Origin of the sequence: Enterobacter adelaidei (assembly GCF_041937165.1) — a bacterium.
Lineage (GTDB): Bacteria > Pseudomonadota > Gammaproteobacteria > Enterobacterales > Enterobacteriaceae > Enterobacter > Enterobacter adelaidei.
Map to the genome: position 1 here is coordinate 1,291,212 of NZ_CP154353.1, position 26,470 is coordinate 1,317,681.

Consider the following 26,470-nt stretch of genomic DNA (forward strand, 5'->3'; position numbering starts at 1 on the left):
ATGATGTTAGATATAGTCGAACTGTCGCGCTTACAGTTTGCCTTGACCGCGATGTACCACTTCCTGTTTGTGCCACTGACGCTCGGTATGGCGTTCCTGCTGGCCATCATGGAAACGGTATACGTTCTCTCCGGCAAACAGATTTATAAAGATATGACCAAGTTCTGGGGCAAGTTGTTTGGTATCAACTTCGCACTGGGCGTGGCAACCGGTCTGACCATGGAGTTCCAGTTCGGGACTAACTGGTCTTACTATTCCCACTATGTAGGGGATATCTTCGGTGCGCCGCTGGCCATTGAAGGTTTGATGGCCTTCTTCCTCGAATCCACCTTTGTAGGTCTGTTCTTCTTCGGTTGGGACCGTCTGGGTAAAGTCCAGCACATGGCAGTGACCTGGCTGGTGGCATTAGGTTCGAACCTGTCCGCGCTGTGGATCCTGGTGGCGAACGGCTGGATGCAAAACCCAATCGCGTCTGATTTCAACTTCGAAACTATGCGTATGGAGATGGTCAGCTTTGCCGAGCTGGTCCTGAACCCGGTTGCGCAGGTTAAATTCGTTCACACCGTGGCATCTGGCTATGTGTGCGGCGCGATGTTTATCCTGGGTATCAGTTCTTACTACATGCTGCGTGGTCGTGACTTTGCATTTGCTAAGCGCTCTTTCGCCATCGCTGCAAGTTTCGGTATGGCTGCAATCCTCTCTGTTATCGTCCTGGGTGATGAATCCGGTTACGAAATGGGTGACGTGCAGAAAACCAAGCTGGCTGCTATCGAAGCTGAATGGGAAACGCAACCGGCCCCTGCTGCCTTTACCCTGTTCGGTATCCCGGATCAGGATGCGCAGCAAAACCACTTCGCCATTCAAATTCCTTACGCGCTGGGTATCATCGCTACCCGTTCTGTTGACAAACAGGTGACGGGGCTGAAAGAGCTGATGGTGCAGCATGAAGGCCGTATCCGTAACGGTATGAAAGCTTACGCGCTGCTGGAACAGCTGCGTGCTGGCTCGACCGATCAGGCCGTCCGTGACCAGTTCAACGACGTGAAGAAAGATCTGGGTTACGGTTTGCTGCTGAAGCGCTATACCCCGAACGTGTCTGATGCGACGGAAGCACAGATCCAGATGGCAACCAAAGACTCCATTCCGCGTGTTGCACCGCTGTACTTCGCATTCCGTATCATGGTGGGATGCGGCATCATCATGCTGCTGATCATTGCGGCGTCCTTCTGGTCTGTTATCCGCAACCGCATCGGCGAGAAGAAATGGCTGCTGCGTACCGCGCTGTACGGTATTCCGCTGCCGTGGATCGCAATTGAGTCCGGTTGGTTCGTTGCAGAATATGGCCGTCAGCCATGGGCGATTGGTGAGGTGCTGCCAACGGCGGTAGCGAACTCCTCCCTGACAGCAGGCGACCTGATCTTCTCCATGCTGCTGATTTGTGGTCTGTACACCCTGTTCCTGGTGGCTGAACTGTTCCTGATGTTCAAGTTCGCGCGCCTTGGCCCAAGCAGCCTGAAAACCGGTCGCTATCACTACGAGCAGTCCACTGCGACTACTCAGCCGGCACGCTAAGACAGGAGTCATCAAATGATCGATTATGAAGTATTGCGTTTTATCTGGTGGCTGTTGATCGGCGTTCTGCTGATCGGTTTCGCTGTCACGGATGGTTTCGACATGGGGGTGGGGATGCTCACCCGTTTCCTCGGTCGTAATGACACCGAGCGTCGAATTATGATCAACTCCATCGCCCCGCACTGGGACGGTAACCAGGTGTGGCTGATCACCGCAGGCGGCGCGCTGTTCGCTGCCTGGCCGATGGTCTACGCGGCTGCGTTCTCCGGTTTCTATGTGGCGATGATTCTGGTGCTGGCGTCTTTATTCTTCCGTCCGGTTGGTTTCGACTACCGTTCCAAGATTGAAGACACCCGCTGGCGCAACATGTGGGACTGGGGCATCTTCATTGGTAGCTTCGTTCCACCGCTGGTGATCGGCGTGGCGTTCGGTAACCTGTTGCAGGGCGTACCGTTCCACCTGGACGAATACATGCGTCTTTACTACACCGGTAACTTCTTCCAGTTGCTGAATCCGTTTGGTTTGCTGGCGGGTGTGGTGAGCGTAGCGATGATCATCACTCAGGGGGCAACCTATCTGCAGATGCGTACTGTCGGTGAATTGCACCTGCGTTCTCGCGCGACGGCTCAGGTTGCTGCGCTGGTCACGCTGGTCTGCTTCGCACTGGCTGGTGTGTGGGTAGTATACGGTATTGATGGTTACGTGGTGACATCTGCCATTAACCATACTGCGCCGTCTAACCCGCTGACCAAAGAAGTGGCGCGTCAGGCCGGTGCATGGCTGGTGAACTTCAACACGACGCCTGCACTGTGGGCTATCCCGGCTCTGGGCGTGCTGCTGCCGCTGCTGACGGTTCTGACGTCTCGTCTGGAAAAAGGTGCCCTGGCGTTTGTGTTCTCTTCACTGACCCTGGCGTGCATCATCCTGACCGCAGGTATTGCAATGTTCCCATTCGTCATGCCATCCAGCACCATGCTGAATGCTAGCTTGACCATGTGGGATGCGACTTCCAGCCATATGACGCTGAACTTAATGACCTATGTTGCTTGCGTATTCGTGCCGATTGTTCTGGCCTACACCATCTGGTGTTACTGGAAAATGTTCGGACGTATTACTAAAGAACATATCGAAAGCAACACCCACTCTATGTACTAAGTAAGGAGCTGAATATGTGGTATTTCGCATGGATTTTAGGGACGCTTCTTGCCTGTGCTTTTGGTGTCATCACTGCCCTGGCGCTTGAGCACGTTGAAGCGACTAAAGCGGGTGAAGAAAAACACTAATGAACATTATCGCAAGGTTATATGCGGTAATGGATAAGCGCCCGTTACGGGCGCTTTCTTTAGTGATGGCATTACTGCTGGCAGGATGTATCTTCTGGGACCCTTCGCGCTTTGCAGCGAAAACCAGCGAGCTTGAAATCTGGCACGGTTTCCTCATTATGTGGGCGGTGTGCGCAGGTGTGATTCACGGCGTGGGCTTTCGTCCGAAAGCCGTTCACTGGCAGGGCATCTTCTGCCCGCTGATTGCCGATCTCGTCCTGCTTGCTGGATTGATTTTCTTCTTCTTCTGAATAAGAAATGTCCGTTAACGTTATGGGCTTACCCGAGCCCATAAAAATTTACTCTCCGTTTACTTTCTCCCATTCCAAACCACCTTTCCCGCGCGTATAGTAGCGAAGTTTAAAAGAGTTAACTTTTATTGCATTACCGGGATGTAAAGTGAATACAACGCTGTTTCGATGGCCGGTTCGTGTCTACTACGAAGATACTGATGCCGGTGGTGTGGTATACCACGCCAGCTACGTTGCTTTTTATGAACGGGCACGCACAGAGATGCTGCGCCATCATCACTTTAGTCAACAGGTGCTGTTGGCTGAGCGAGTTGCCTTCGTGGTACGCAAGATGACGCTTGAGTATTTTGCGCCTGCCAGACTCGACGATATGCTCGAAGTCCAAACTGAAATTACATCAATGCGCGGGACCTCACTGGTTTTCACGCAGCGGATAGTCAATGCAGAGAACACCGTACTGAACTCAGCTGAGGTACTGATTGTCTGTGTTGATCCAACCATAATGAAGCCTCGTGCGCTTCCTAAGTCTATTGTCGCGGAGTTTAAGCAGTGACTGACATGAATATCCTTGATTTGTTCCTGAAGGCAAGCCTTCTGGTTAAACTTATCATGTTGATTTTGATTGGTTTTTCAATCGCATCCTGGGCCATCATTATCCAGAGAACGCGTATCCTCAATGCCGCTGGCCGTGAAGCTGAAGCGTTTGAAGATAAGTTCTGGTCGGGTATCGAGCTTTCTCGTCTGTACCAGGAAAGCCAGGGACGCCGTGAAAACCTTACAGGCTCCGAGCAAATTTTCTATAGCGGTTTCAAAGAGTTTGCGCGTCTGCATCGTGCAAACAATCATGCGCCGGAAGCGGTTGTAGAAGGTGCCTCGCGTGCGATGCGTATCTCCATGAACCGTGAACTGGAAAACCTTGAAACGCACATTCCTTTCCTGGGGACTGTGGGTTCTATCAGCCCGTATATCGGTCTGTTTGGTACGGTGTGGGGGATCATGCACGCCTTTATCGCACTCGGTGCGGTGAAGCAGGCGACATTGCAGATGGTTGCCCCGGGTATTGCAGAAGCACTGATTGCGACCGCTATCGGTCTGTTTGCGGCAATCCCAGCGGTTATGGCGTACAACCGTCTGAACCAGCGCGTGAACAAACTGGAACTGAACTACGACAACTTTATGGAAGAGTTCACTGCGATTCTGCACCGTCAGGCGTTTACCAGCACCGAGAGTAACAAGGGGTAAACCATGGCCAGATCGCGTGGACGAGGTCGTCGCGAGCTCAAGTCCGAAATCAATATCGTTCCACTGCTGGACGTGCTGTTGGTACTGCTGCTGATCTTCATGGCGACAGCGCCAATCATTACCCAGAGCGTGGAAGTGGATCTGCCGGATGCGACAGAATCACAGGCGGTGAGCACCAATGACGATCCTCCGGTCATCATTGAGGTTTCCGGCGTAGGGCAATACAGCGTGGTGGTAGAAAAAGATCGTATGGATCAGTTACCTCCTGAGCAGGTTATTGCTGAAGCACAGCGTCGCCTGGAGTCAAATCCGAAAACGGTCTTCTTAATCGGTGGCGCAAAAGACGTACCATACGATGAAATTATTAAAGCGCTGAACTTGCTACATAGTGCGGGTGTTAAGTCAGTTGGCTTAATGACTCAACCTATTTGATCATCCGCGTAGTTTTTGGGAACCGATAGTGTCAAAGGCAACCGAACAGAACGACAAGCTTAAGCGAGCGATAATCGTCTCCGCAGTGCTGCACGTTATTCTCTTTGCAGCGCTGATCTGGAGTTCGTTCGACGAGCATATTGATGCATCAGCCGGCGGCGGTGGAGGTTCTTCCATTGACGCCGTGATGGTGGATCCCGGTGCGGTAGTACAGAACTATAATCGCCAACAACAGCAGAAGGCGAGTGCCAAACGGGCTGAAGAGCAGCGTGAAAAACAGGCGCAACAGCAGGCGGAAGAACTGCGTGAAAAGCAGGCCGCAGAGCAGGAGCGTTTGAAGCAGCTTGAGAAAGAACGTTTGCAGGCGCAGGAAGCGGCGAAAGAGCAGGCACAGCAGCAGAAACAAGCTGAAGAGGCTGCGAAGAAAGCCCAGGAACAGCAAAAGCAGGCAGAAGAAGCGGCAGCAAAAGCCGCAGCGGACGCCAAAGCGCAGGCTGATGCCCAGGCCAAATTAGCGGCCGAAGCTGCGAAGAAAGCCGCTGCTGATGCTCAGAAGAAAGCTGAAGCGGAAGCCGCGAAGAAAGCCGCCGCTGATGCCCAGAAGAAAGCTGAAGCGGAAGCCGCGAAGAAAGCCGCCGCTGATGCTCAGAAGAAAGCTGAAGCAGAAGCCGCGAAAAAAGCCGCTGCTGATGCTCAGAAGAAAGCTGAAGCCGAAGCCGCTAAGAAAGCTGCTCAGGAAGCAGAGAAAAAAGCTGCTGCTGACGCCGCGAAGAAAGCCGCTGCCGCAGAGAAAGCCGCTGCAGAGAAAGCGGCAGCCGCTGAAAAGGCTGCAGCTGACAAAAAAGCTGCAGCTGAGAAGGCTGCTGCCGATAAGAAAGCCGCGGCTGAAAAAGCGGCTGCGAAAAAGGCTGCTGCTGCGGAGAAAGCCGCTGCCGCTGCGGGCGTTGACGACCTGCTGGGCGATCTCAGTTCTGGTAAGAATGCGCCGAAAACTGGTGGTGGGGCGAAAGGAAACAACGCAGCACCGACGGGAAGTGGTAACACTAAGAGTAACGGCGCGTCAGGAGCTGAAATCAACGGTTATGCCTCGCAGATTAAATCCGCTATTGAAAGCCGATTCTATGATGCGTCGTCTTATGCCGGCAAAACCTGTACGTTGCGTATAAAACTGGCTCCAGACGGCATGCTGTTAGATATTAAGTCTGAAGGTGGCGACCCGGCTTTATGTACTGCGGCTCTGGCGGCAGCGCGTCAGGCGAAGATGCCTAAACCGCCGTCTCAGGCAGTCTATGAAGTCTTCAAAAATGCACCGCTGGACTTCAAACCTTAAGTTACATTTTCCCCGTGCAAACGGGGAAAAATAGACCAGGTTTAGTCACAGGGTTCAGGTAGTTTTGTCTATTTGGGTTTGTTAACATTCTGCTAAATTATCGTGGGTAAGGTTACCCGGATAAGGGAGATATGATGAAGCAGGCATTACGTGTAGCATTTGGTTTTTTAATGCTGTGGGCAGCAGTACTGCACGCAGAAGTACGTATCGAGATCACCCAGGGGGTGGACTCGGCACGCCCAATCGGGGTTGTTCCGTTCCAGTGGGCCGGTCCTGGCGCTGCGCCTGAAGATGCTGGTGGCATCGTGGCGGCTGACCTGCGTAACAGTGGTAAATTCAACCCGTTAGACCGTTCTCGTCTGCCTCAGCAGCCGGGCAGTGCGCAGGAAGTACAGCCTGCTGCATGGTCTGCTCTGGGAATTGATGCCGTGGTTGTGGGTCAGGTTACGCCTAACCCGGACGGCTCTTACAACGTGGCCTGGCAACTGGTTGATACCGGTGGTGCGCCGGGTACCGTTCTGGCACAGAACTCCTACAAGGTCACTAAGCAGTACCTGCGCTACGCGGCTCACGCTGCCAGTGATGCGGTATTCGAAAAACTGACAGGCATTAAAGGTGCATTCCGTACCCGTATTGCCTATGTGGTTCAGACCAACGGTGGTCAGTTCCCTTACGAACTGCGCGTCTCTGACTACGACGGTTACAACCAGTTCCTGGTGAAACGTTCTTCCCAGCCTCTGATGTCTCCAGCATGGTCTCCGGACGGTTCTAAGCTGGCGTATGTAACCTTCGAAAGCGGCCGTTCAGCGCTGGTTATCCAGACACTGGCAAACGGTGCTGTTCGTCAGGTTGCGTCGTTCCCTCGTCACAACGGTGCACCTTCATTCTCTCCGGATGGGTCTAAACTGGCGTTTGCGCTGTCTAAAACCGGTAGCCTGAACCTGTACGTGATGGACATTGGTTCTGGCCAGATTCGCCAGGTGACTGATGGTCGTAGCAACAATACCGAACCTTCATGGTTCCCGGACAGCCAAAATCTGGCATTTACCTCTGACCAGGCAGGCCGTCCGCAAATCTATAAAGTGAATGTCAACGGCGGTGCTCCGCAGCGTATTTCCTGGGAAGGTACACAGAACCAGAACGCAGACGTGAGCAGCGACGGTAAGTTTATGGTAATGGTGAGCTCCAACGGTGGGCAGCAGCACATTGCCAAACAAGATCTGGTAGCGGGTGGCGTGCAAGTTCTGTCGTCAACGTTCCTGGATGAAACGCCAAGTCTGGCACCTAACGGCACGATGGTAATCTACAGCTCTTCTCAGGGGATGGGATCTGTGCTGAATCTGGTTTCTACAGATGGGCGTTTCAAAGCGCGTATTCCGGCAACTGATGGACAGGTAAAATCACCTGCCTGGTCGCCGTATCTGTAAATAATAATTAATTGATTACTAAAGGAATCATAGAAATGCAACTGAACAAAGTGCTGAAGGGGCTGATGATCGCTCTGCCTGTAATGGCAATCGCAGCGTGTTCTTCCAACAAGAACGCAAGCAATGACCAGAGCGGCGAAGGCATGATGGGTGCCGGCACCGGTATGGACGCGAACGGCAATGGCAACATGTCTTCTGAAGAGCAAGCGCGTCTTCAGATGCAGCAGCTGCAGCAGAACAACATCGTTTACTTCGATCTGGATAAATACGACATCCGTTCTGACTTCGCTGCGATGCTGGATGCGCACGCTAACTTCCTGCGTAGCAACCCATCTTACAAAGTCACCGTAGAAGGTCACGCGGACGAACGTGGTACTCCTGAGTACAACATCTCCCTGGGTGAACGTCGTGCTAACGCTGTTAAAATGTACCTGCAGGGTAAAGGCGTTTCTGCTGACCAGATCTCCATCGTTTCTTACGGTAAAGAAAAACCTGCAGTACTGGGTCACGACGAAGCGGCTTACTCCAAAAACCGTCGTGCCGTACTGGTTTACTAAGAGAATTGCATGAGCAGTAACTTCAGACATCATCTGTTGAGTCTGTCGTTACTGGTTGGAATAGCGGCCCCCTGGGCCGCTTTTGCTCAGGCACCAATCAGTAGTGTCGGCTCAGGCTCGGTAGAAGACCGGGTCACTCAACTCGAGCGTATTTCTAACGCTCACAGCCAGCTTTTAACCCAACTCCAGCAACAACTTTCCGATAACCAAAACGATATTGACTCTCTCCGTGGCCAAATTCAGGAAAGCCAGTATCAGCTTAATCAGGTTGTGGAACGCCAGAAGCAAATCTTGTTGCAGATTGATAGCCTGAGCAGTGGTGGTGGTGCACAAGCACAGCCGGCAGCAGGCGATCAGAGCGGAGCGGCGACTTCTGCGCCAGCCCCGGCGGCTGATGCTTCTGCTTCAACAGGAGCGCCTGTACAAAGCGGTGACGCGAATACAGACTATAACGCGGCCATTGCCCTGGTACAGGATCAATCTCGTCAGGATGACGCGATTGCGGCGTTTCAGAACTTTGTTAAGAAATACCCTGATTCCACTTATCAGCCAAATGCGAACTACTGGCTTGGTCAGCTGAATTACAACAAGGGTAAAAAGGACGATGCGGCGTTTTATTTTGCCTCTGTGGTGAAAAATTACCCGAAATCGCCAAAAGCGCCAGATGCGATGTATAAGGTCGGCGTGATCATGCAGGACAAAGGCGACACTGCGAAAGCCAAAGCGGTTTATCAGCAGGTGGTCTCAAAATTCCCGGGTACCGAAGGTGCTAAGCAGGCGCAAAAACGTCTGAATTCGATGGGATGATTATCGCACGACCAGAAATCGCGTTATTTCTGGTCGTGCAGCATGATTACTAAGCAGTTAAGTGATCTTCATCGAAATTTTTGTTGCGCTGAATTCTTAAATCAGTAATATATGCCGCCGTTGCCACGGGATATCAAACAACGTGAAAACAGCGTAAAAGTGGGTCGTTAGCTCAGTTGGTAGAGCAGTTGACTTTTAATCAATTGGTCGCAGGTTCGAATCCTGCACGACCCACCACTTAACGCATTACCGGTAGTACAGAGTGGGTGATTAGCTCAGTTGGTAGAGCATCTCCTTTACACGGAGGGGGTCGGCGGTTCGAGCCCGTCATCACCCACCACTCGGGTCGTTAGCTCAGTTGGTAGAGCAGTTGACTTTTAATCAATTGGTCGCAGGTTCGAATCCTGCACGACCCACCACTTTAAAGTGGCACCGAGTAAAAATCTTCGAAGTCAGCACCCGAATGGGTCGTTAGCTCAGTTGGTAGAGCAGTTGACTTTTAATCAATTGGTCGCAGGTTCGAATCCTGCACGACCCACCACTTCGAAGAAAAAATTCCCGCAAGGGGTCGTTAGCTCAGTTGGTAGAGCAGTTGACTTTTAATCAATTGGTCGCAGGTTCGAATCCTGCACGACCCACCAGTGTAAAAAGGCGCCCTAAAGGCGCCTTTTTGCTATCCATTCCGATGACATTTCCTCTCAAATTCGCTATCTTGTTTAGTATACAAAACACAATTGCCGTCCGTTTTGCTATGTCATGCAAAAGAAAGGCAATATTGTTAAGCCAGTAAAACGAGAAGCCATAATGAGTGTGATGTTTGATCCTGAAGCCGCAATCTATCCGTTTCCGCCAAAGCCTGTCCCGCTGAGCCTGGATGAAAAGCAATTCTACCGTGAGAAGATCAAGCGACTTCTCAAAGAGCGAGACGCGGTGATGGTGGCCCATTACTACACCGACCCGGAAATTCAGCAGCTGGCGGAAGAGACCGGAGGCTGTATTTCTGACTCACTGGAAATGGCACGCTTCGGTGCAAAACATCCCGCTTCGACGTTACTGGTTGCTGGCGTACGTTTTATGGGCGAAACGGCGAAGATCCTGAGCCCTGAAAAAACCATTCTGATGCCGACGCTTAATGCTGAGTGCTCACTCGATCTTGGCTGCCCGATTGACGAATTCTCGGCCTTCTGTGACGCCCATCCTGACCGGACCGTGGTGGTCTACGCTAATACCTCTGCGGCGGTAAAAGCGCGGGCTGACTGGGTGGTCACGTCAAGTATCGCCGTTGAGCTGATTGAACATCTGGACAGTCTGGGCGAGAAAATTATCTGGGCGCCCGATCGCCATCTCGGAAATTATGTCCAGAAGCAGACGGGGGCAGACGTTCTCTGCTGGCAGGGCGCCTGCATTGTGCACGATGAATTCAAAACCCAGGCACTGGCGCGCATGAAGGCGCTTTATCCTGACGCCGCCATTCTTGTTCACCCTGAATCACCGCAGTCTATTGTCGACATGGCGGATGCCGTGGGCTCAACCAGCCAGCTTATCAACGCGGCCAGGACGCTACCCAATAAACAGCTCATCGTGGCGACCGATCGCGGTATCTTCTATAAGATGCAGCAGGCCGTGCCGGAGAAAGAGCTCCTGGAAGCGCCAACAGCTGGTGAGGGAGCAACGTGTCGCAGCTGCGCGCATTGCCCGTGGATGGCGATGAATGGCCTGAAGGCGATTGCAGAAGGGCTCGAGACAGGCGGTGCTGCACATGAAATCCATGTGGACGCTGCTCTGCGTGAAGGTGCGTTAATTCCGCTTAACCGCATGCTGGATTTTGCGGCTACACTACGTACTTAATTCAAAACGCCCTGGGGAAAAGATGGATTTTTTTAGCACGCAGAACATTCTGGTTCATATACCGATTGGTGCAGGTGGCTATGACCTGTCATGGATTGAGGCCGTAGGCACGCTGGCTGGTTTACTCTGTATCTGGCTGGCGAGCCTTGAGAAGATCAGCAATTACGCGTTTGGGCTGATTAACGTTACGCTGTTTGCGATTATCTTCTTCCAGATCCAGCTATACGCCAGCCTGCTTTTGCAGCTGTTCTTTTTCGCTGCCAACATTTACGGCTGGTACGCGTGGTCGCGTCAAAACAGCCAGCAGGAGGCCGAGCTGCAAATCCGCTGGCTGCCCTTGCCTAAAGCTATCGCCTGGTTTGTCGCCTGCGTGGTAGCCATTGGTTTAATGACTGTCTACATCAACCCGGTATTTGCTTTCCTGACCCGCATAGCGGTCTCGGTGATGTCTGGTATGGGGTTGAATGTGGCTATGCCTTCGCTTCAGCCAGATGCTTTCCCGTTCTGGGATTCCTGCATGATGGTGTTGTCGATTGCAGCGATGATCCTGATGACCCGTAAATACGTTGAGAACTGGCTACTGTGGGTCATCATCAATGTCATCAGCGTGGTGATCTTCGCCCTGCAGGGCGTCTATGCGATGTCACTGGAATATCTGCTGCTGACCTTCATCGCGCTAAACGGTAGCCGGATGTGGATTAACAGCGCGCGTGAGCGAGGATCTCACGCGCTTTCCAGCTAATGGTGATGATGTGAATGGCCGGACTGCGCCTCATTCAGGTGGCAGTCCGGCCCGTTACATGGCTGATACTCCATCTGGATGGTCGCATGACCAATCTCATAGTGATGTTCAAGAAAGTGCTGGATCCGTTCAAGCAGCGCATCATGGTCATGAGGTGGGATCACCTGAACGTGCAATGTCATAACCGGTTTCTCTCCCACCAGCCAGACGTGCACATGATGCACATTGCGGACTTCCGGGACAGAGCGGTGCAGGTTACGTTTCAACTCAGCAATATCTATTGATGTTGGTGCACCTTCAAGCAGTTCATTGACGCTCTCCTTCAGCAGTCGCCAGGCGCTACGCAGCACCAGACACGACACCAGCACTGAAAGAATCGGGTCGGCAGGCGTCCAGCCGGTATAGAGGATTACCAGCGCGGCCACAATCGCGCCCACTGAACCGAGCAAATCACCCAGCACATGCAGGGCCGCCGCGCGCACGTTGAGGTTCTTTTCCGCACTTCCTCGGTGCAAAATCCAGAAAGCCAGAATATTAGCCAACAGCCCTGCCACGGCGATGACCATCATTGTCATCCCCGCAACGGGTTGCGGGTGTCTGAAACGCTGGAAGGCCTCCCAGACGATAAGAACGGTAATGACCACCAGTGCAATGGCGTTAACAAACGCGGCGAGGGTGGTCAGCCTCAGCCAGCCGAAGGTGTGGCGCGCATTCGGTGGACGACGAGCGAACTGCACGGCCAGCAGGGCGAAGAGCAGGGCTGCGGCATCGGTCAGCATATGTCCGGCATCGGCCAGAAGCGCCAGAGAGCCGGAAACCAGGCCGCCAATGACCTCGATAATCATGAAGGTTGCGGTGACGCCAAAGGCTAGCATCAGTCGTTTAGCGTTTTCGTCCCCGGAAGCGTGCGAATGAGAGTGCGCCATATCTATTTTCCTGGTTCATTTTAGGTTAAGTGTAGAGTTTTTAATGTGTTAGACAAACCTATTTTTTGGTCTGTTTCTGCAAATTCGGGAGAGAGTGTAAAAGGTGGTTTACACTAAGCGGCGAGCAAGTTAGATTGAAAGGATTGCATTCACTACTAGAGTTATGGCAGAGCTGGAAAGAAAATGAATTATCAGAATGACGATTTACGTATCAAAGAGATCAACGAGTTATTACCTCCTGTAGCACTCCTTGAGAAATTCCCCGCCACTGAAAATGCCGCAAACACGGTTTCTCATGCTCGTAAAGCGATCCATAAGATCCTGAAAGGTAATGACGATCGTCTTCTGGTGGTGATTGGTCCTTGCTCTATTCACGACCCGGCAGCCGCGAAAGAGTACGCGGCCCGTCTGCTCACCTTGCGAGAAGAGTTGAAAGACGAGCTGGAAATCGTCATGCGCGTTTACTTTGAAAAACCGCGTACCACCGTGGGATGGAAAGGGCTGATTAACGATCCGCACATGGACAACAGCTTCCAGATTAACGACGGTCTGCGCATTGCGCGCAAGCTGCTGCTGGAGATCAACGACAGTGGCCTGCCGGCAGCCGGTGAGTTTCTGGACATGATCACGCCGCAATACCTGGCAGACCTGATGAGCTGGGGCGCAATTGGCGCACGTACCACGGAATCGCAGGTTCACCGCGAACTGGCGTCCGGTCTCTCTTGCCCGGTTGGGTTTAAAAACGGGACTGATGGCACTATCAAGGTAGCTATTGACGCTATCAACGCTGCCGGGGCACCGCACTGCTTCCTCTCTGTGACCAAATGGGGTCACTCCGCCATCGTTAACACCAGCGGTAACGGTGATTGCCATATCATTCTGCGCGGCGGCAAAGAGCCAAACTACAGTGCAAAACATGTGGCGGAAGTGAAAGTCGGTCTGGACAAGGCCGGGCTGCCACCGCAGGTGATGATCGACTTCAGCCACGCCAACTCCAGCAAGCAGTTTAAAAAGCAGATGGAAGTGGGGGCAGATGTCTGCCAGCAGATTGCTGGCGGTGAGAAGGCGGTGATTGGGGTGATGATCGAAAGCCATCTGGTTGAAGGTAACCAGAATCTGGAAGGTAGCGAGCCGCTTGTCTATGGCAAGAGCGTGACGGATGCCTGCATCGGCTGGGAAGATACCGACACGATCCTGCGTCAGCTGGCGAATGCGGTAAAAGCCCGTCGCGGCTGAATAATCAGGCACAAATAAAAAAGCGCGGAAGGTTCCGCGCTTTTTTTATGTCCGGCGAAAATTACTTCGCTTTACCCTGGTTCGCAACGGCCGCTGCTTTCGCCGCGATCTCTTCTGCGTTACCCAGATAGTAGTGTTTGATTGGCTTGAAGTTTTCGTCGAACTCATACACCAGCGGTACGCCAGTCGGGATGTTCAGTTCGAGGATTTCGTCTTCACCCATGTTATCCAGGTATTTCACCAGCGCACGCAGGGAGTTACCGTGAGCTGCGATGATCACGCGCTCGCCGCTTTTCAGGCGTGGCAAAATGGTTTCGTTCCAGTAAGGCACAACGCGATCGATGGTCAGCGCCAGGCTCTCGGTGGTTGGCAGCTCAGCGTCGGTCAGTTTCGCATAACGCGGGTCGTGACCTGGGTAACGCTCGTCATCTTTAGTCAGCTCTGGTGGGGTGATTGCGAAGCCACGACGCCACTGTTTAACCTGCTCGTCGCCATATTTCTCAGCGGTTTCCGCTTTGTTCAGGCCCTGCAGCGCACCGTAGTGACGCTCGTTCAGTTTCCAGGATTTCTCAACCGGCAGCCAGGCCTGATCCAGTTCGTCCAGCACGTTCCACAGGGTGTGGATGGCACGTTTCAGCACAGAGGTGTAAGCAAAATCAAAGCTGAAGCCTTCTTCCTTCAGCAGTTTACCTGCTGCTTTTGCTTCGCTTACGCCTTTCTCAGACAGATCAACGTCGTACCAACCGGTAAAGCGGTTTTCGTTGTTCCACTGGCTTTCGCCGTGACGCACCAGAACCAGCTTAGTAATAGCCATCTCTTACTCCTCAAGCATTTTTAGAATGATAACAATTCTCATTATATTGCCGTGGCGGTGCCACCAGCAACGCTTAACCCTAACCATAGCGAAAATAGTCTCTGAGTGTAAGATGCTTGTGAATCCAGGGTTATGATTTTGTCTGCGATCGGCGCTATTTTCAGCAAGGCGAGCAGAAAAAAGCCCTCCGACAGGAGGGCTGGAAATCAATGCGGGATAAAATGGTATTCCGTCACGCTGACGTACTCTTCTTCCGGGCGCAGCACACAGTCTGGCTGCGGCCATTCCGGATGATTGGGGCTGTCCGGCAGGAACTCGCTCTCCAGCGCCAGTCCTTGCCAGTCGCTGTATTCATCATGTTCGCGTGCCGTCGTGCCGCCAAGGTAGTTGCCTGAGTAGAATTGCAGGGCAGGGGCTGTGGTATACACCGTCATCTGCAGCTTCTCATCCGCAGACCAGACTTGTGCTGCAGGCTGGCTGATATCACTTTTTTCCTGCAGCAGGAAAGCGTGGTCGTAACCTTTCACCTTGCGCTGATCGTCATCGCTCAGGAAATCCTGGGCGATAGTCTTCGCGCTGCGGAAGTCAAAGCTGGTTCCGCTCACGTCTTTGAGGACCTGATAAGGAATGCCCATCTCGTCAACCGGCAAATACGCATCAGCCAGGATCTGCAGCTTGTGGTTGCGCACGTCGCACTGGTTACCGTCCAGATTAAAGTACGCGTGATTGGTCAGGTTAACCGGACACGGTTTGTCGACCGTCGCACGGTACTCAATGGCGATACGGTTGTCGTCGGTCAGCGTAAAGCGTGCGGAGGCGATAAGGTTCCCCGGGAAGCCCTGATCGCCATCAAGCGAATCCAGTGAGAACAACACTTCCCCATCGTTTTGCCGAACAATCTTCCAGCGGCGTTTGTCAAACCCGTCCGGACCGCCGTGCAGCTGGTTCTCACCCTGGCTTGGAAGCAGAGAATACTCCACGCCGTCGAGTTCAAAATGGCTCTTCGCGATGCGGTTAGCGTAGCGCCCTACAGACGCGCCCAGATAGGCGGACTGATTGACGTACTGCTCAGGTGAAGCACAGCCGAGCAGGGTTTCGCGCACGCTGCCGTCCGGCATCGGTACGCGGGCAGAAAGAAGGGTTGCACCCCAGTCCATCAGCGTAACCACCATCCCCGCTCTGTTGCGCAGGGTTAACAGGCGATACGGCAGACCATCCGGTGCAAGGGTAGGTGTTTCGTTTAGCACTGTCCGGCTCCTTGTGATGCTTTACACACGTAGAACGTTTCTTTAATACCTGTTTTCGCTTCGTACTGTTTCTCTACCGCCTGCTGGACGGCAGGAACCAGTTCTTCCGGCACCAGGGCAACAATGCAGCCACCGAAGCCACCGCCGGTCATACGCACGCCACCTTTCTCGCCGATGGTGGCTTTGACGATGTCCACCAGGGTGTCAATTTGCGGAACGGTGATCTCGAAATCATCGCGCATGGAGGCGTGCGATTCCGCCATCAACTCACCCATACGTTTCAGATCGCCTTTCGCCAGCGCGGACGCGGCTTCGACGGTTCGGGCGTTCTCCGTCAGCACGTGACGAACGCGTTTGGCGACGACCGGATCCAGCTCGTGGGCCACCTTATTGAATTCATTAAGCGTCACGTCGCGCAGGGCGGGTTGCTGGAAGAAGCGCGCACCGGTTTCGCACTGCTGGCGGCGGGTGTTGTACTCGCTCCCCACCAGCGTGCGTTTAAAGTTGCTGTTGATAATAATGACCGCGGCGCCTTTTGGCAGCGGAACGGCTTTGGTGCCAAGCGAGCGGCAGTCGATCAGCAGCGCGTGCTCTTTTTTGCCCAACGCGGAGATCAACTGATCCATAATGCCGCAGTTGCAGCCCACGAACTGGTTTTCTGCTTCCTGACCGTTCAGAGCGATTTGCGCGCCATCCAGCGGCAGATGATAAAGCTGCTGGAACACGGTTCCCACAGCGACTTCCAGAGAGGCAGAGGAGCTTAAGCCTGCCCCCTGTGGTACGTTGCCACTGATAACGAGATCGGCGCCGCCAAAGTTCTTGTTACGTTTCTGCAGGTGCTTCACCACGCCGCGTACGTAGTTAGACCACTGCTGGCTGTCGTGCGTCACAATCGGGGCATCGAGGGAAAACTCGTCCGTCTCATTACCATAATCCGCCGCAATCACGCGGACGTTGCGGTCGTTGCGCTTTGCACAGCTGATGACGGTCTGGTAATCGATGGCGCACGGCAGCACGAAACCGTCGTTATAGTCGGTGTGTTCACCGATCAGGTTAACGCGGCCAGGTGCCTGGATAACGTGGGTGGCAGGGTAGCCAAATTTCTCAGCAAACAGGGATTGTGTTTTATCTTTCAGACTCATTTTTTTTAGACTCCTGATTCGCGATAGTGGACGTCGCTAACGGCACGCAGACGTTCTGCCGCCTGTTCCGCCGTCAGGTCACGCTGCGTTTCCGCCAGCATTTCATAGCCCACCATAAATTTACGTACCGTCGCAGAGCGCAGCAGCGGCGGATAGAAATGGGCATGCAACTGCCAGTGTTGATTCTCTTCGCCGTTAAACGGTGCGCCGTGCCAGCCCATGGAGTACGGGAAGGAGCACTGGAACAGATTGTCATAACGGCTGGTCAGTTTTTTCAGTGCCAGGGCAAGGTCGTCGCGCTGCACGTCGCTGAGATCGGTAATACGCAAAACATGTGCTTTCGGCAGCAGCAGCGTTTCGAACGGCCACGCGGCCCAGTAAGGGACGACGCCCAGCCAGTGTTCAGTTTCTACCACGGTGCGGCTGCTGTCTGCCTGCTCACGCTGCGCGTAATCCACCAGCATCGGCGAGCCGTTTTCCGCGTAATACGCTTTCTGCAGACGGTCTTCACGCTCGGCTTCGTTAGGCAGGAAGCTGTTCGCCCAGACCTGGCCGTGCGGATGGGGGTTCGAGCAGCCCATGGCCGCGCCTTTGTTTTCGAACACCTGCACCCACGGATAGCTCTGCCCCAGCTCGGCGGTTTGCGCCTGCCAGGTGCTGACGACCTCTTTCAGCGCGTCCACGCTCAGTTCTGGCAGCGTTTTGCTGTGATCGGGCGAGAAGCAGATCACGCGGCTGGTTCCGCGCGCGCTTTCGCAGCGCATCAGCGGATCGTGGCTTTCCGGCGCGTCCGGCGTGTCAGTCATCAGGGCGGCAAAATCGTTGGTAAAGACGAAGGTGCCTTTGTAGTCCGGGTTTTTATCTCCGGTGACGCGGGTGTTGCCCGGACACAGGAAGCAGTCCGGGTCATGCTGTGGCAGCGTTTGTTTCGCAGGCGTCTCTTGCGCCCCCTGCCAGGGGCGCTTGGCGCGATGCGGAGAAACTAAAATCCATTGCCCGCTTAACGGGTTAAAACGACGATGCGGATGATCGACGGGATTAAATGAAGTCATGACGGATCCTTAGTCCGGATAACCTTGTGGGTGGCGGGACTGCCAGTGCCAGGTATCCTGTGCCATTTCATCCAGCGTGCGGGTCACACGCCAGTTAAGCTCTTTATCGGCTTTGGTGGCATCGGCCCAGTAAGCAGGGAGGTCACCCTCACGACGCGGTGCGAAGTGATAATTGACCGGCTTACCGCAGGCTTTGCTGAAGGCGTTAACCACATCCAGCACGCTGCTGCCAATACCGGCGCCGAGGTTGTAAATATGCACGCCTGGCTTATTTGCCAGTTGCTGCATGGCCGCCACGTGCCCGTCGGCCAGATCCATAACATGGATGTAATCACGCACGCCGGTGCCATCTTCGGTTGGATAGTCGTTACCAAAAATCGCCAGTGAGTCACGACGGCCCACCGCCACCTGCGCGATATACGGCATCAGGTTATTCGGAATGCCCTGTGGATCTTCACCCATATCGCCTGACGGATGGGCTCCGACCGGGTTGAAGTAGCGCAGCAACGCGATGCTCCACTCCGGCTGTGCTTTTTGCAGATCGGTCAGGATCTGTTCCACCATCAGTTTGCTTTTGCCATACGGACTTTGCGGCGTACCGGTTGGGAAGCTTTCAACGTAAGGGATTTTTGGCTGGTCACCATAGACGGTGGCGGATGAGCTGAAGATAAAGTTTTTAACGTTTGCCGCACGCATGGCGGAGATGAGACGCAAGGTCCCGTTGACGTTGTTGTCGTAATACTCCAGCGGTTTCGCAACGGATTCACCGACCGCCTTCAGACCGGCGAAGTGGATCACCGTTTCAATGGCGTGGTCGTGAAGGATCTCGGTCATCAGCGCTTCATTGCGGATGTCGCCTTCGACGAACGTTGGCTGTTTCCCGCCAAGACGTTCAATCACAGGCAGCACGCTGCGCTTACTATTGCACAGGTTGTCGAGGATGATGACATCATGACCATTTTGCAGCAGTTGCACACAGGTATGACTTCCTATGTAACCGCTACCACCTGTTACCAGAACTCGCATATTTCGCTCCATTGGGCTTATGGTATGTAATAACCATAGCATAACAGAGTCGCTAAAAGTGTGACATGGGATAAAATAGTGGAATCGTTTACACTGTTTTTAAATACCGATTTTCTGATGTCGTGTGGCATTGTAGATCAAAGGGATAGAGATGTCTTAATGCAGGTTATCTGAAAAACGGAGGGCGGGCCCTCCGGAGTTTAGTCGATTTTGCTTAGCAGATAATCATAGCGTTCACCGTCAGGGACAAACTCCAGGCGGTGCGTGATGCAGGAGGGGGCATCTTCGGCATGGTGTGAAACAAACAGCAGCTGCGTTTCGCCTTCACTAATGAGGACATCCACAAAGCGGCGGATTAACTGTCGGTTCAGCGGGTCCAGTCCCTGCAGGGGTTCATCGAGGATCAGAAGCGTAGGATGTTTCACCAGGGCGCGAACGATCAGCGCCAGCCGCTGCTGCCCCCACGACAGGCTGTGAAACGGCGCGTCAGCGACCCGGGTATCCATTCCAAGAATATCCAGCCATTGCTGAGCCAACTTGTGCTGTTTGTCCGATACCGCCTGATAAATGCCGATGGAATCAAAATACCCGGAGAGGATCACATTGCGCACCGTTGTGCTGACACGGTAATCCAGATGCAGGCTGCTGCTGACATACCCGATATGCTTTTTGATATCCCAGATGGTTTCGCCGCTGCCGCGACGCCGGCCAAACAGCGTGAGATCGTTACTGTAACCCTGCGGGTGATCCCCGGTGATCAGGCTCAGCAGCGTCGATTTCCCCGCACCATTAGGGCCAACAATCTGCCAGTGTTCGCCAGGATTGACCGTCCAGCTGAGATGGTTAAGGATCGGGCGATCGTCATAAGAGACAAGCCCATCACGCAGCACAATGCGCGGCTGGTGGGGATCGAGCGCATGGCGGGCCGAAGGGGCGTCGGGTTCCGGAAGCGTGATTCCATCAAGCTGTTCACTGTGTGCAAGTTGCGCAATTAATGCCTGCTTAAGCAGCGCTGATTTTTCGCCTGTTTCAGTCAAATTACAGTCGGCCAGCACACCTGCATTCTGGATGAAATCAGGGATTTCATCGAAGCGGTTAAGCACCAGCACCAGGGTATATCCCTGCTGATTAAGCGACTCCAGCAGGGCCGCCAGCTGCGCACGGGACTGCACGTCAAGACCATCGAACGGTTCGTCGAGGATCAGCAACTCAGGTTCGCTCATCAAAGCCTGACAAAGCAGCGTTTTCCGCGTCTCGCCGGTTGAAAGGTATTTAAAGCGCCGGTTTAGCAGGGCGGAAATGCCAAACTGTTCTGCCAGGCGCTGACAGCGGGCAGGATCCTTCACCTCATCCTGAATGATTTCCGCCGTCGTGCGGCCAGTATCTTCTTCACCAGGGCTGAGCAAATCGGTGTTGTTGCGCTGCCATTCGTCACTCACCAGCTTTTGCAGTTGTTCAAATGACAGGCGCGTCAGGCGCGTAAAATGGCGCTGATGTTCACCCTTGAGGAGGGGGAGCTCTCCGGACAACGCACGGGCAAGGGCTGATTTACCGCTTCCGTTCGTGCCGACAAACGCCCAGCTTTCACCTGCGCGTAGTGTTAAATCGGCAATCGTCAGCGTTCGGGTATCGCTAAGACGAAACGTGCCTTGCGAAATATGCAATGATGACATGATTTATCCCATTTTTTGCAGCAACAGATGTCAGGGATACTCACTGTCGGTACGAATGTCAATGTGCTCAGCACAATGTGGCGATAATCACCCGGTCTGCGTTGAAATATGCGGTGACGACAGCACCTTCTTCTAATCCGTCAGCTTCGCTGAGCGGTACCGTCGCGCAGAGCATTTGTCCGTCCGCCAGGGTCATCAGCACTTCACACTGTTCCTCACCGCGTTCAATATGGGTGATTGCACCGTGAAGCTGGTTATCGGCTGCCTTAGCTGTATCGGGATTGCTCGTGATATTGACCCACGGCGCTTTCAGTAACACCAGCACCTCTTTACCTTCATCCAGCTCAAGACGTTTTGCACTCTGCGCCGTTATTGCGGCTTTCAGGCGGGTAGTCCCATCGGCAAGCAGGATCTCGATATGCTGCTGCACCTGGAGATTATCGCGTGCCGTTACCGTACCAAACCACTGGTTACGGGCGCTGGTTTGTAACGAGAAACGGGATATGGCAGCCAGCAAACTGTCCAGCGGGAGATTGTCGTCATCACTCAACACATCAAACGCTTTTTGCTGGATCTGGGCCAGGAGATCGTAAAGCTGAATCAGACGCTGCCCAAAACGCGTAACCACTGCACCGCCGCCGCCTTTGCCGCCTGTAGCTCTGTCCACCAGCGGTTGCTCGCTCAGGGTGTTCATCTCGTTGATGGCATCCCAGGCGCTTTTGTAACTGATACCGGCGTTTTTTGCCCCCTGGCTAATCGAGCCTGTTTGTTCTATCTGTTTAAGCAGGGTGATACGACGCGGATCGGCGAAAAGCTTTTGCTGAAGTCGGAGAGTGAGGAGAATTTCGGCCTGCATAACAGTATCCTGGCAAAAAGAGTATTGTGACCCAAATGGTGCAGGGCGCAAAGGGTACCGCACAAAAGGGGATGTTTTTCTCACTTGAAAGGGTAGAATAAGCTATTCACAATCTCTGGAGAAAACCATGTTAGAGTTGTTAAAAAGTCTGGTATTTGCCGTGATCATGGTACCAGTAGTGATGGCCATCATCCTCGGTGCCATCTACGGCCTGGGTGAAGTGTTCAACGTCTTCTCGAACATTGGTCACCGAGACCAGGCTAAAAAGCAGCATTAATTCCCCACAAAACGCCCGGCCAGTCCGGGCGTTTTGCTCTCAAGATTTTCCCGTTTTCGCCGATAATATTTAACGTATCACACTGGTTTACCCCTTCAGCGGTACGATTTAACGCTGGGATCTCCCTGATGTTATCGTTATATTAATGTGTATATAACGCTACTCACAGGAGTTAAAAAATGGCACGTACCTGGGTACGCCTTTTCGCAGGGGCAACGCTGACGCTTTCACTTACCGGCCACGCGCTGGCGGACGACGGTAAAATTACGGTCTTTGCGGCGGCGTCGCTGACCAACGCGCTGCAGGATATCGCGGCGGTATATAAAAAAGAGAAGAACGTTGATGTAGTCTCCTCTTTTGCGTCTTCCTCGACGCTGGCACGTCAGATAGAAGCGGGTGCGCCGGCGGATCTGTTCATCTCGGCTGACCAGAAGTGGATGGATTACGCGGTGGAGAAGAAAGCGATTGATGCGGCGACCCGCGAAACGCTGCTGGGGAATAGCCTGGTAGTGGTGGCGCCAAAAGCCAGCGCGCAGGCTGACATCACCATCAACAAAGAGACCAACTGGATCAGCCTGCTAAACGGTGGCCGCCTGGCGGTGGGGGATCCTGAGCACGTTCCTGCCGGGATCTACGCCAAAGAAGCACTGCAAAAACTGGGCGCATGGGAGACATTGTCACCGAAACTGGCCCCGGCCGAAGATGTCCGCGGTGCGCTGGCGCTGGTGGAACGCAACGAAGCTCCACTGGGTATTGTCTACGGTTCCGATGCCGTTGCCAGCAAAGGTGTCAAAGTGGTAGGTACCTTCCCGGAAGACTCCCACAAGAAAGTGGAATACCCTGTTGCGATTGTTGATGGACATAAAAATGCGACGGTTTCTGCCTTTTATGATTATCTGAAAGGACCAGAAGCCTCTGCAATCTTTAAACGTTATGGATTTACAACTCACTGATGATATTGACCGATCCTGAATGGCAGGCCGTGCTGCTGAGCCTTAAAGTCTCTTCCCTGGCAGTCGTGCTGAGTTTGCCCTTTGGGATCTTCTTTGCCTGGTTACTGGTCCGCTGTAAGTTTCCAGGCAAAGCCCTGCTGGACAGTGTGCTTCATCTTCCCCTCGTGTTGCCGCCCGTGGTGGTCGGTTATCTGTTACTGATTTCAATGGGACGTCGCGGTTTTATCGGTGAGAAACTCTATGACTGGTTTGGGCTGACGTTCGCTTTTAGCTGGCGCGGAGCGGTGCTGGCGGCGGCTGTGATGTCATTCCCTCTGATGGTCAGGGCTATCCGTCTGGCGCTGGAGGGGGTGGATCTCAAACTGGAACAGGCGGCCCGCACGCTGGGCGCCGGGCGCTGGCGCGTCTTCTTTACCATTACGCTGCCGCTAACATTACCCGGTATTATTGTCGGTACGGTGCTGGCCTTTGCCCGCTCGCTGGGCGAGTTTGGTGCGACCATTACCTTTGTGTCGAACATCCCCGGTGAGACGCGAACAATTCCGTCGGCCATGTATACCCTGATTCAGACGCCAGGTGGAGAAAACGCCGCAGCGCGACTGTGCATCATCTCAATCGTATTAGCGCTGGTATCATTGCTGGTGTCGGAATGGCTGGCGCGACTCAGCCGTGAGCGGATGGGGAAATAGTCATGCTGGAGCTTCAATTTACCCAGACGCTGGGAAATCATACCCTGACGATTAACGAGACGTTGCCAGCCAGCGGCATTACCGCCATCTTTGGCGTGTCTGGCGCGGGAAAAACGTCGTTGATTAATGCGATCAGCGGCCTGACCCGCCCGCAATCAGGGCGCATTGTATTAAATAACCGCGTCTTAAATGACGTGGAGAATAAGGTATATCTTTCGCCGGATAAACGCCGTATCGGCTATGTTTTTCAGGATGCACGTTTATTCCCGCACTACAGCGTGCGCGGGAATCTGCGTTACGGCATGGCGAAAAGCATGGCCGGGCAGTTTGATAAGCTGGTGACCCTTTTAGGGATTGAACAGCTGCTAGACAGGCTGCCATCCTCGCTTTCCGGCGGTGAGAAACAGCGTGTGGCGATTGGCCGCGCGTTGCTGACCGCGCCAGAGTTGCTGTTGCTCGATGAACCGCTGGCCTCGCTGGATATTCCGCGTAAACGTGAACTCCTGCCGTATCTGCAGCGCCTGACGCGCGAAATTAATATTCCGATGCTCTACGTTAGCCACTCGCTGGATGAGATCCTGCATCTGGCCGATAAAGTGCTGGTGCTGGAAGAGGGCAGTGTTAAGGCTTTCGGTAACCTGGAAGAGGTGTGGGGCAGCAGCGTGATGCACCCCTGGTTACCCAGGGAACAGCAGAGCAGCATTCTCAAAGTCAGCGTGCTGGAACACCATCCGCATTACGCAATGACTGCGCTGGCACTGGGCGATCAGCATCTGTGGGTCAACAAAATCGACAAACCGCTGCAGTCTGCGCTACGTATTCGCATTCAGGCGTCGGATGTTTCGCTGGTGCTGCAACCGCCGTTGCAGACCAGTATTCGAAATATTCTGCGTGCGAAAGTGGCGGAGTGTTTTGATGATAACGGCCAGGTAGAAGTAAAGCTTGAGGTCGGCAGCAGGACGCTCTGGGCGCGTATCAGCCCGTGGGCCAGAGATGAATTAGGGATCAAACCCGGCCTGTGGCTTTACGCGCAAATTAAGAGCGTCTCGATCACCGCCTGATTACAGCAGGTGGGTATAAATGTACTGCGCGATGCTGTCAGTGGTGTTATCGCCAATCACCACGTTAGCGCGCGCTTTCACTGCATCATCGGCATTGCCCATCGCCACGCCGGTTCCGGCGGCTTCCAGCATGCTGATGTCGTTGTAGTTGTCGCCGAAGGCGATCACGTCACGCATCGACCACCCCTGAGATTCCACATACTGCGTCAGACGCTTGCCTTTGCTGTTGCCTTTGCGGGCAATATCCACCTGGTCATGCCAGGACCATTCACACTCCAGGCCCAGCGTTTCTTCCACGTGTTTTGCGAAGGTATTCAGTTTGGTGGTGTCTTCATCCGTCAGCGCGAATTTCCAGATAGCATCAACATCCTGCGCGGCCTGGCGCAGCGAGGATACCTGGGTAAAGACCGGACGCTGGGCTTCAGGCAGGGACTTCGCCCAGTTGCTGGTGCGGATCACATGGCCGGTAGGGCGTTCATAGACCATCGCGTTATCCACATACATCAGGCCGTGTACGGCGTGTTCATCCAGCAGATCAATCAATTGCAGCGCCTGAGGAACCGGCAGCGGGTCGGATGCCAGAACCTTTTTTGCCTGATAATCATACAAATAAGTGCCATTACAACAAATTGCAGGTGTATCTAACGCCAGTGCCTGATAAAAAGGGTGAATGGCAACGTGATGTCGACCCGTTACGATAAGGAGTTGATATCCCACTTCCTGCGCGCGTTTAAGCGCTTCAAGGGAGGCGGGGAGGAGGGTTTTTTGCGGCGTCAGTAAGGTACCGTCTAAATCCAGAGCAATCACACGCGAGGTCATTTGTTTTTCCGGGTTAATATTGAATTTACGTTTTGATGGGATGGTACACCGAGAGGCGGATGCTTCAAAATTCCTGTCGACAATTCAGCATTCACCGTCAAAAGTTAACTACTTTCATGCGCAGTGAGGAGTGAATATTCATGAAACAAACCGTTTATACCGCCAGTCCTGAGAGCCAGCAGATCCATGTCTGGCGTTTAAATACCGAAGGGTCACTCACGCTGGTGCAGGTTGTTGATGTCCCAGGGCAGGTGCAGCCGATGGTCATCAGTCCGGATAAACGTTTCTTGTACGTGGGTGTGCGCCCGGAGTTTCGCGTGCTGGCCTACCGCATCTCTCCGGACGACGGCGCGCTGACTTACACTGCCGAAGCGCCATTGCCGGGCAGCCCAACCCATATCTCTACCGATCGTAAAGGCAATTTTGTCTTTAGTGGCTCGTATAATGCAGGCTGTGTCAGCGTAACGCGTCTGGAAAACGGTATTCCGGTTGAAACTGTCGATGTGGTGGAAGGGCTGGAAGGTTGCCACTCGGCGAATATCACGCCGGATAACCGTACACTGTGGGTACCTGCATTGAAGCAGGATCGCATCTGCCTGTTCACCCTGAGCGACGATGGTCACCTGGTGGCACAGACTCCTGCTGAAGTCACTACCGTTGAAGGCGCGGGCCCGCGTCATATGGTTTTCCATCCGAACCAGCAGTACGCCTATGTGGTCAATGAACTGAACAGCTCGGTGGACGTCTGGGAACTGAAAGATCCTAACGGCCAGATTGAGTGCGTGCAGACGCTGGATATGATGCCGTCTGACTTCTCTGACACCCGTTGGGCTGCGGATATTCACATTACGCCAAATGGCCGCCATTTATACGCCTGTGATCGTACCTCCAGCCTGATTACCGTGTTTAGCGTCTCGGAAGATGGCAGCGTGCTGGCGATTGAAGGCTTCCAGCCAACGGAAACTCAGCCGCGCGGTTTTAATATCGACCACAGTGGTAAATATCTGATCGCAGCAGGGCAGAAATCCCACCACATTGCGCTGTATGAAATCAAAGGCGAGCAGGGCCTGCTGGAAGAGAAAGGGCGCTATGCGGTAGGCCAGGGGCCTATGTGGGTGGTGGTTAACGCCCACTAAGCGGCTTAAAACAAAAAACCTCGCACATGCGAG

28 protein-coding genes and 5 tRNA genes are annotated in these 26,470 nt (G+C 53.7%); 24 read left to right on the forward strand and 9 right to left on the reverse strand.

Going from position 1 to position 26,470, the window contains the following annotated elements; translation table 11 throughout:
* The first annotated feature begins 3 nt into the window (after positions 1-3).
* The 18 genes from cydA (at position 4) to pnuC (ending at position 11,530) form a co-directional block, all read left to right on the forward strand.
* Positions 4-1,572: a cytochrome ubiquinol oxidase subunit I gene (gene cydA / locus AAHF05_RS06230; RefSeq protein ID WP_028019427.1), complete on the forward strand. Its 1,569-nt coding sequence runs from the start codon at positions 4-6 to the stop codon at positions 1,570-1,572.
* Positions 1,573-1,587: 15 nt separating this feature from the next.
* Positions 1,588-2,727: a cytochrome d ubiquinol oxidase subunit II gene (gene cydB, locus AAHF05_RS06235; protein ID WP_028019426.1), complete on the forward strand. Its 1,140-nt coding sequence runs from the start codon at positions 1,588-1,590 to the stop codon at positions 2,725-2,727.
* 14 nt (positions 2,728-2,741) lie between these two features.
* A complete protein-coding gene (gene cydX, locus AAHF05_RS06240; protein ID WP_003858598.1) occupies positions 2,742-2,855 on the forward strand; it encodes a cytochrome bd-I oxidase subunit CydX in 114 nt (37 codons plus the stop codon).
* Positions 2,855-3,145, forward strand: a complete 291-nt coding sequence (gene ybgE, locus AAHF05_RS06245; protein WP_028019425.1) for a cyd operon protein YbgE — start codon at positions 2,855-2,857, stop codon at positions 3,143-3,145. The genes cydX and ybgE overlap by 1 nt, the downstream gene beginning before the upstream one ends.
* A gap of 148 nt (positions 3,146-3,293) precedes the next feature.
* Positions 3,294-3,698 (forward strand): tol-pal system-associated acyl-CoA thioesterase, encoded by a 405-nt coding sequence (ybgC, locus tag AAHF05_RS06250; RefSeq protein WP_003858593.1) that lies wholly within the window; start codon positions 3,294-3,296, stop codon positions 3,696-3,698.
* Entirely contained in the window at positions 3,695-4,387 is a 693-nt protein-coding gene (gene tolQ, locus AAHF05_RS06255) for a Tol-Pal system protein TolQ (RefSeq protein WP_008501101.1), read from the forward strand. Before ybgC ends, tolQ begins: the two co-directional genes overlap by 4 nt.
* Before the next feature lie 3 nt (positions 4,388-4,390).
* Positions 4,391-4,819 carry a colicin uptake protein TolR gene (gene tolR / locus AAHF05_RS06260; RefSeq protein WP_003858589.1) on the forward strand — a complete coding sequence of 143 codons (429 nt, stop codon included), beginning with the start codon at positions 4,391-4,393 and terminating at the stop codon, positions 4,817-4,819.
* Positions 4,820-4,847: 28 nt separating this feature from the next.
* A complete protein-coding gene (tolA, locus tag AAHF05_RS06265; RefSeq protein ID WP_028019424.1) occupies positions 4,848-6,149 on the forward strand; it encodes a cell envelope integrity protein TolA in 1,302 nt (433 codons plus the stop codon).
* A 134-nt stretch (positions 6,150-6,283) separates the two neighbouring features.
* Complete coding sequence (gene tolB, locus AAHF05_RS06270) at positions 6,284-7,576, forward strand: Tol-Pal system beta propeller repeat protein TolB (protein ID WP_028019423.1); 1,293 nt, start codon at positions 6,284-6,286, stop codon at positions 7,574-7,576.
* A 35-nt stretch (positions 7,577-7,611) separates the two neighbouring features.
* Positions 7,612-8,133: a peptidoglycan-associated lipoprotein Pal gene (pal, locus tag AAHF05_RS06275; protein ID WP_003858578.1), complete on the forward strand. Its 522-nt coding sequence runs from the start codon at positions 7,612-7,614 to the stop codon at positions 8,131-8,133.
* A 9-nt stretch (positions 8,134-8,142) separates the two neighbouring features.
* Positions 8,143-8,940: a cell division protein CpoB gene (gene cpoB / locus AAHF05_RS06280; RefSeq protein ID WP_049005563.1), complete on the forward strand. Its 798-nt coding sequence runs from the start codon at positions 8,143-8,145 to the stop codon at positions 8,938-8,940.
* Positions 8,941-9,101: 161 nt separating this feature from the next.
* Positions 9,102-9,177, forward strand: a tRNA-Lys gene (locus AAHF05_RS06285).
* A gap of 27 nt (positions 9,178-9,204) precedes the next feature.
* A tRNA-Val gene (locus AAHF05_RS06290) sits at positions 9,205-9,280 on the forward strand.
* A 3-nt stretch (positions 9,281-9,283) separates the two neighbouring features.
* Positions 9,284-9,359 (forward strand) — tRNA-Lys (locus AAHF05_RS06295).
* Positions 9,360-9,405: 46 nt separating this feature from the next.
* Positions 9,406-9,481, forward strand: a tRNA-Lys gene (locus AAHF05_RS06300).
* A 24-nt stretch (positions 9,482-9,505) separates the two neighbouring features.
* A tRNA-Lys gene (locus AAHF05_RS06305) sits at positions 9,506-9,581 on the forward strand.
* A gap of 163 nt (positions 9,582-9,744) precedes the next feature.
* Complete coding sequence (gene nadA / locus AAHF05_RS06310; RefSeq protein WP_049005800.1) at positions 9,745-10,788, forward strand: quinolinate synthase NadA; 1,044 nt, start codon at positions 9,745-9,747, stop codon at positions 10,786-10,788.
* A gap of 22 nt (positions 10,789-10,810) precedes the next feature.
* Entirely contained in the window at positions 10,811-11,530 is a 720-nt protein-coding gene (pnuC, locus tag AAHF05_RS06315; protein ID WP_028019420.1) for a nicotinamide riboside transporter PnuC, read from the forward strand.
* Here pnuC and zitB read toward each other — a convergent pair.
* A complete protein-coding gene (gene zitB / locus AAHF05_RS06320; protein WP_028019419.1) occupies positions 11,527-12,456 on the reverse strand; it encodes a CDF family zinc transporter ZitB in 930 nt (309 codons plus the stop codon). The genes pnuC and zitB overlap by 4 nt on opposite strands.
* A gap of 183 nt (positions 12,457-12,639) precedes the next feature.
* On the opposite strand from zitB, the gene aroG reads away from it, so the two are divergent.
* Positions 12,640-13,692 carry a 3-deoxy-7-phosphoheptulonate synthase AroG gene (gene aroG, locus AAHF05_RS06325; RefSeq protein ID WP_028019418.1) on the forward strand — a complete coding sequence of 351 codons (1,053 nt, stop codon included), beginning with the start codon at positions 12,640-12,642 and terminating at the stop codon, positions 13,690-13,692.
* 61 nt (positions 13,693-13,753) lie between these two features.
* Here aroG and gpmA read toward each other — a convergent pair whose 3' ends face one another.
* The 7 genes from gpmA to modE all read right to left on the reverse strand — a co-directional run bounded on the left by gpmA (position 13,754) and on the right by modE (position 21,502).
* The gene (gene gpmA / locus AAHF05_RS06330; protein ID WP_023310804.1) at positions 13,754-14,506 is read right to left on the reverse strand and encodes a 2,3-diphosphoglycerate-dependent phosphoglycerate mutase; all 753 of its coding nucleotides are present in this window, start codon (positions 14,504-14,506) and stop codon (positions 13,754-13,756) included.
* Between the two features lie 206 nt (positions 14,507-14,712).
* The gene (gene galM / locus AAHF05_RS06335; protein ID WP_129323550.1) at positions 14,713-15,753 is read right to left on the reverse strand and encodes a galactose-1-epimerase; all 1,041 of its coding nucleotides are present in this window, start codon (positions 15,751-15,753) and stop codon (positions 14,713-14,715) included.
* Positions 15,747-16,895 carry a galactokinase gene (galK, locus tag AAHF05_RS06340; RefSeq protein ID WP_028019415.1) on the reverse strand — a complete coding sequence of 383 codons (1,149 nt, stop codon included), beginning with the start codon at positions 16,893-16,895 and terminating at the stop codon, positions 15,747-15,749. The genes galM and galK overlap by 7 nt, the downstream gene beginning before the upstream one ends.
* Before the next feature lie 5 nt (positions 16,896-16,900).
* Positions 16,901-17,947 carry a galactose-1-phosphate uridylyltransferase gene (gene galT, locus AAHF05_RS06345; RefSeq protein ID WP_049005785.1) on the reverse strand — a complete coding sequence of 349 codons (1,047 nt, stop codon included), beginning with the start codon at positions 17,945-17,947 and terminating at the stop codon, positions 16,901-16,903.
* A gap of 9 nt (positions 17,948-17,956) precedes the next feature.
* Entirely contained in the window at positions 17,957-18,973 is a 1,017-nt protein-coding gene (gene galE, locus AAHF05_RS06350; RefSeq protein ID WP_128347831.1) for a UDP-glucose 4-epimerase GalE, read from the reverse strand.
* Between the two features lie 200 nt (positions 18,974-19,173).
* A complete protein-coding gene (modF, locus tag AAHF05_RS06355) occupies positions 19,174-20,646 on the reverse strand; it encodes a molybdate ABC transporter ATP-binding protein ModF (RefSeq protein WP_129323549.1) in 1,473 nt (490 codons plus the stop codon).
* Between the two features lie 67 nt (positions 20,647-20,713).
* Entirely contained in the window at positions 20,714-21,502 is a 789-nt protein-coding gene (gene modE / locus AAHF05_RS06360) for a molybdenum-dependent transcriptional regulator (protein ID WP_108090569.1), read from the reverse strand.
* Between the two features lie 127 nt (positions 21,503-21,629).
* Here modE and AAHF05_RS06365 point away from each other — a divergent pair, with 127 nt between their 5' ends.
* The 4 genes from AAHF05_RS06365 (at position 21,630) to modC (ending at position 24,482) form a co-directional block, all read left to right on the forward strand.
* Positions 21,630-21,779: an AcrZ family multidrug efflux pump-associated protein gene (locus AAHF05_RS06365; RefSeq protein WP_008501118.1), complete on the forward strand. Its 150-nt coding sequence runs from the start codon at positions 21,630-21,632 to the stop codon at positions 21,777-21,779.
* Positions 21,780-21,958: 179 nt separating this feature from the next.
* On the forward strand, positions 21,959-22,732 hold the full coding sequence (modA, locus tag AAHF05_RS06370; protein ID WP_128347833.1) for a molybdate ABC transporter substrate-binding protein: 774 nt from the start codon (positions 21,959-21,961) through the stop codon (positions 22,730-22,732).
* Positions 22,732-23,421: a molybdate ABC transporter permease subunit gene (gene modB, locus AAHF05_RS06375; protein ID WP_028019409.1), complete on the forward strand. Its 690-nt coding sequence runs from the start codon at positions 22,732-22,734 to the stop codon at positions 23,419-23,421. Before modA ends, modB begins: the two co-directional genes overlap by 1 nt.
* 2 nt (positions 23,422-23,423) lie before the next feature.
* Positions 23,424-24,482: a molybdenum ABC transporter ATP-binding protein ModC gene (gene modC, locus AAHF05_RS06380; RefSeq protein WP_028019408.1), complete on the forward strand. Its 1,059-nt coding sequence runs from the start codon at positions 23,424-23,426 to the stop codon at positions 24,480-24,482.
* On the opposite strand, the gene AAHF05_RS06385 is transcribed toward modC, so the two are convergent.
* Positions 24,483-25,301, reverse strand: a complete 819-nt coding sequence (locus AAHF05_RS06385) for a pyridoxal phosphatase (protein WP_129323548.1) — start codon at positions 25,299-25,301, stop codon at positions 24,483-24,485.
* A gap of 140 nt (positions 25,302-25,441) precedes the next feature.
* Between AAHF05_RS06385 and pgl the strand changes: the two genes are divergently transcribed.
* Positions 25,442-26,437 carry a 6-phosphogluconolactonase gene (gene pgl / locus AAHF05_RS06390; RefSeq protein ID WP_028019406.1) on the forward strand — a complete coding sequence of 332 codons (996 nt, stop codon included), beginning with the start codon at positions 25,442-25,444 and terminating at the stop codon, positions 26,435-26,437.
* Positions 26,438-26,470 lie beyond the last annotated feature (33 nt).

Excerpts from the sequence above, each read along its gene's own strand:
- cydA (WP_028019427.1), top strand. The coding sequence starts at position 4 with ATGTTAGATATAGTCGAACTGTCGCGCTTACAGTTTGCCTTGACCGCG.
- cydB (WP_028019426.1), top strand. The coding sequence starts at position 1,588 with ATGATCGATTATGAAGTATTGCGTTTTATCTGGTGGCTGTTGATCGGC.
- cydX (WP_003858598.1), top strand. The coding sequence starts at position 2,742 with ATGTGGTATTTCGCATGGATTTTAGGGACGCTTCTTGCCTGTGCTTTT.
- ybgE (WP_028019425.1), top strand. The coding sequence starts at position 2,855 with ATGAACATTATCGCAAGGTTATATGCGGTAATGGATAAGCGCCCGTTA.
- tolR (WP_003858589.1), top strand. The coding sequence starts at position 4,391 with ATGGCCAGATCGCGTGGACGAGGTCGTCGCGAGCTCAAGTCCGAAATC.
- tolB (WP_028019423.1), top strand. The coding sequence starts at position 6,284 with ATGAAGCAGGCATTACGTGTAGCATTTGGTTTTTTAATGCTGTGGGCA.
- pal (WP_003858578.1), top strand. The coding sequence starts at position 7,612 with ATGCAACTGAACAAAGTGCTGAAGGGGCTGATGATCGCTCTGCCTGTA.
- cpoB (WP_049005563.1), top strand. The coding sequence starts at position 8,143 with ATGAGCAGTAACTTCAGACATCATCTGTTGAGTCTGTCGTTACTGGTT.
- nadA (WP_049005800.1), top strand. The coding sequence starts at position 9,745 with ATGAGTGTGATGTTTGATCCTGAAGCCGCAATCTATCCGTTTCCGCCA.
- pnuC (WP_028019420.1), top strand. The coding sequence starts at position 10,811 with ATGGATTTTTTTAGCACGCAGAACATTCTGGTTCATATACCGATTGGT.
- zitB (WP_028019419.1), bottom strand. The coding sequence starts at position 12,456 with ATGGCGCACTCTCATTCGCACGCTTCCGGGGACGAAAACGCTAAACGA.
- aroG (WP_028019418.1), top strand. The coding sequence starts at position 12,640 with ATGAATTATCAGAATGACGATTTACGTATCAAAGAGATCAACGAGTTA.
- gpmA (WP_023310804.1), bottom strand. The coding sequence starts at position 14,506 with ATGGCTATTACTAAGCTGGTTCTGGTGCGTCACGGCGAAAGCCAGTGG.
- galK (WP_028019415.1), bottom strand. The coding sequence starts at position 16,895 with ATGAGTCTGAAAGATAAAACACAATCCCTGTTTGCTGAGAAATTTGGC.
- galT (WP_049005785.1), bottom strand. The coding sequence starts at position 17,947 with ATGACTTCATTTAATCCCGTCGATCATCCGCATCGTCGTTTTAACCCG.
- galE (WP_128347831.1), bottom strand. The coding sequence starts at position 18,973 with ATGCGAGTTCTGGTAACAGGTGGTAGCGGTTACATAGGAAGTCATACC.
- modF (WP_129323549.1), bottom strand. The coding sequence starts at position 20,646 with ATGTCATCATTGCATATTTCGCAAGGCACGTTTCGTCTTAGCGATACC.
- modE (WP_108090569.1), bottom strand. The coding sequence starts at position 21,502 with ATGCAGGCCGAAATTCTCCTCACTCTCCGACTTCAGCAAAAGCTTTTC.
- AAHF05_RS06365 (WP_008501118.1), top strand. The coding sequence starts at position 21,630 with ATGTTAGAGTTGTTAAAAAGTCTGGTATTTGCCGTGATCATGGTACCA.
- modA (WP_128347833.1), top strand. The coding sequence starts at position 21,959 with ATGGCACGTACCTGGGTACGCCTTTTCGCAGGGGCAACGCTGACGCTT.
- modB (WP_028019409.1), top strand. The coding sequence starts at position 22,732 with ATGATATTGACCGATCCTGAATGGCAGGCCGTGCTGCTGAGCCTTAAA.
- modC (WP_028019408.1), top strand. The coding sequence starts at position 23,424 with ATGCTGGAGCTTCAATTTACCCAGACGCTGGGAAATCATACCCTGACG.
- AAHF05_RS06385 (WP_129323548.1), bottom strand. The coding sequence starts at position 25,301 with ATGACCTCGCGTGTGATTGCTCTGGATTTAGACGGTACCTTACTGACG.
- pgl (WP_028019406.1), top strand. The coding sequence starts at position 25,442 with ATGAAACAAACCGTTTATACCGCCAGTCCTGAGAGCCAGCAGATCCAT.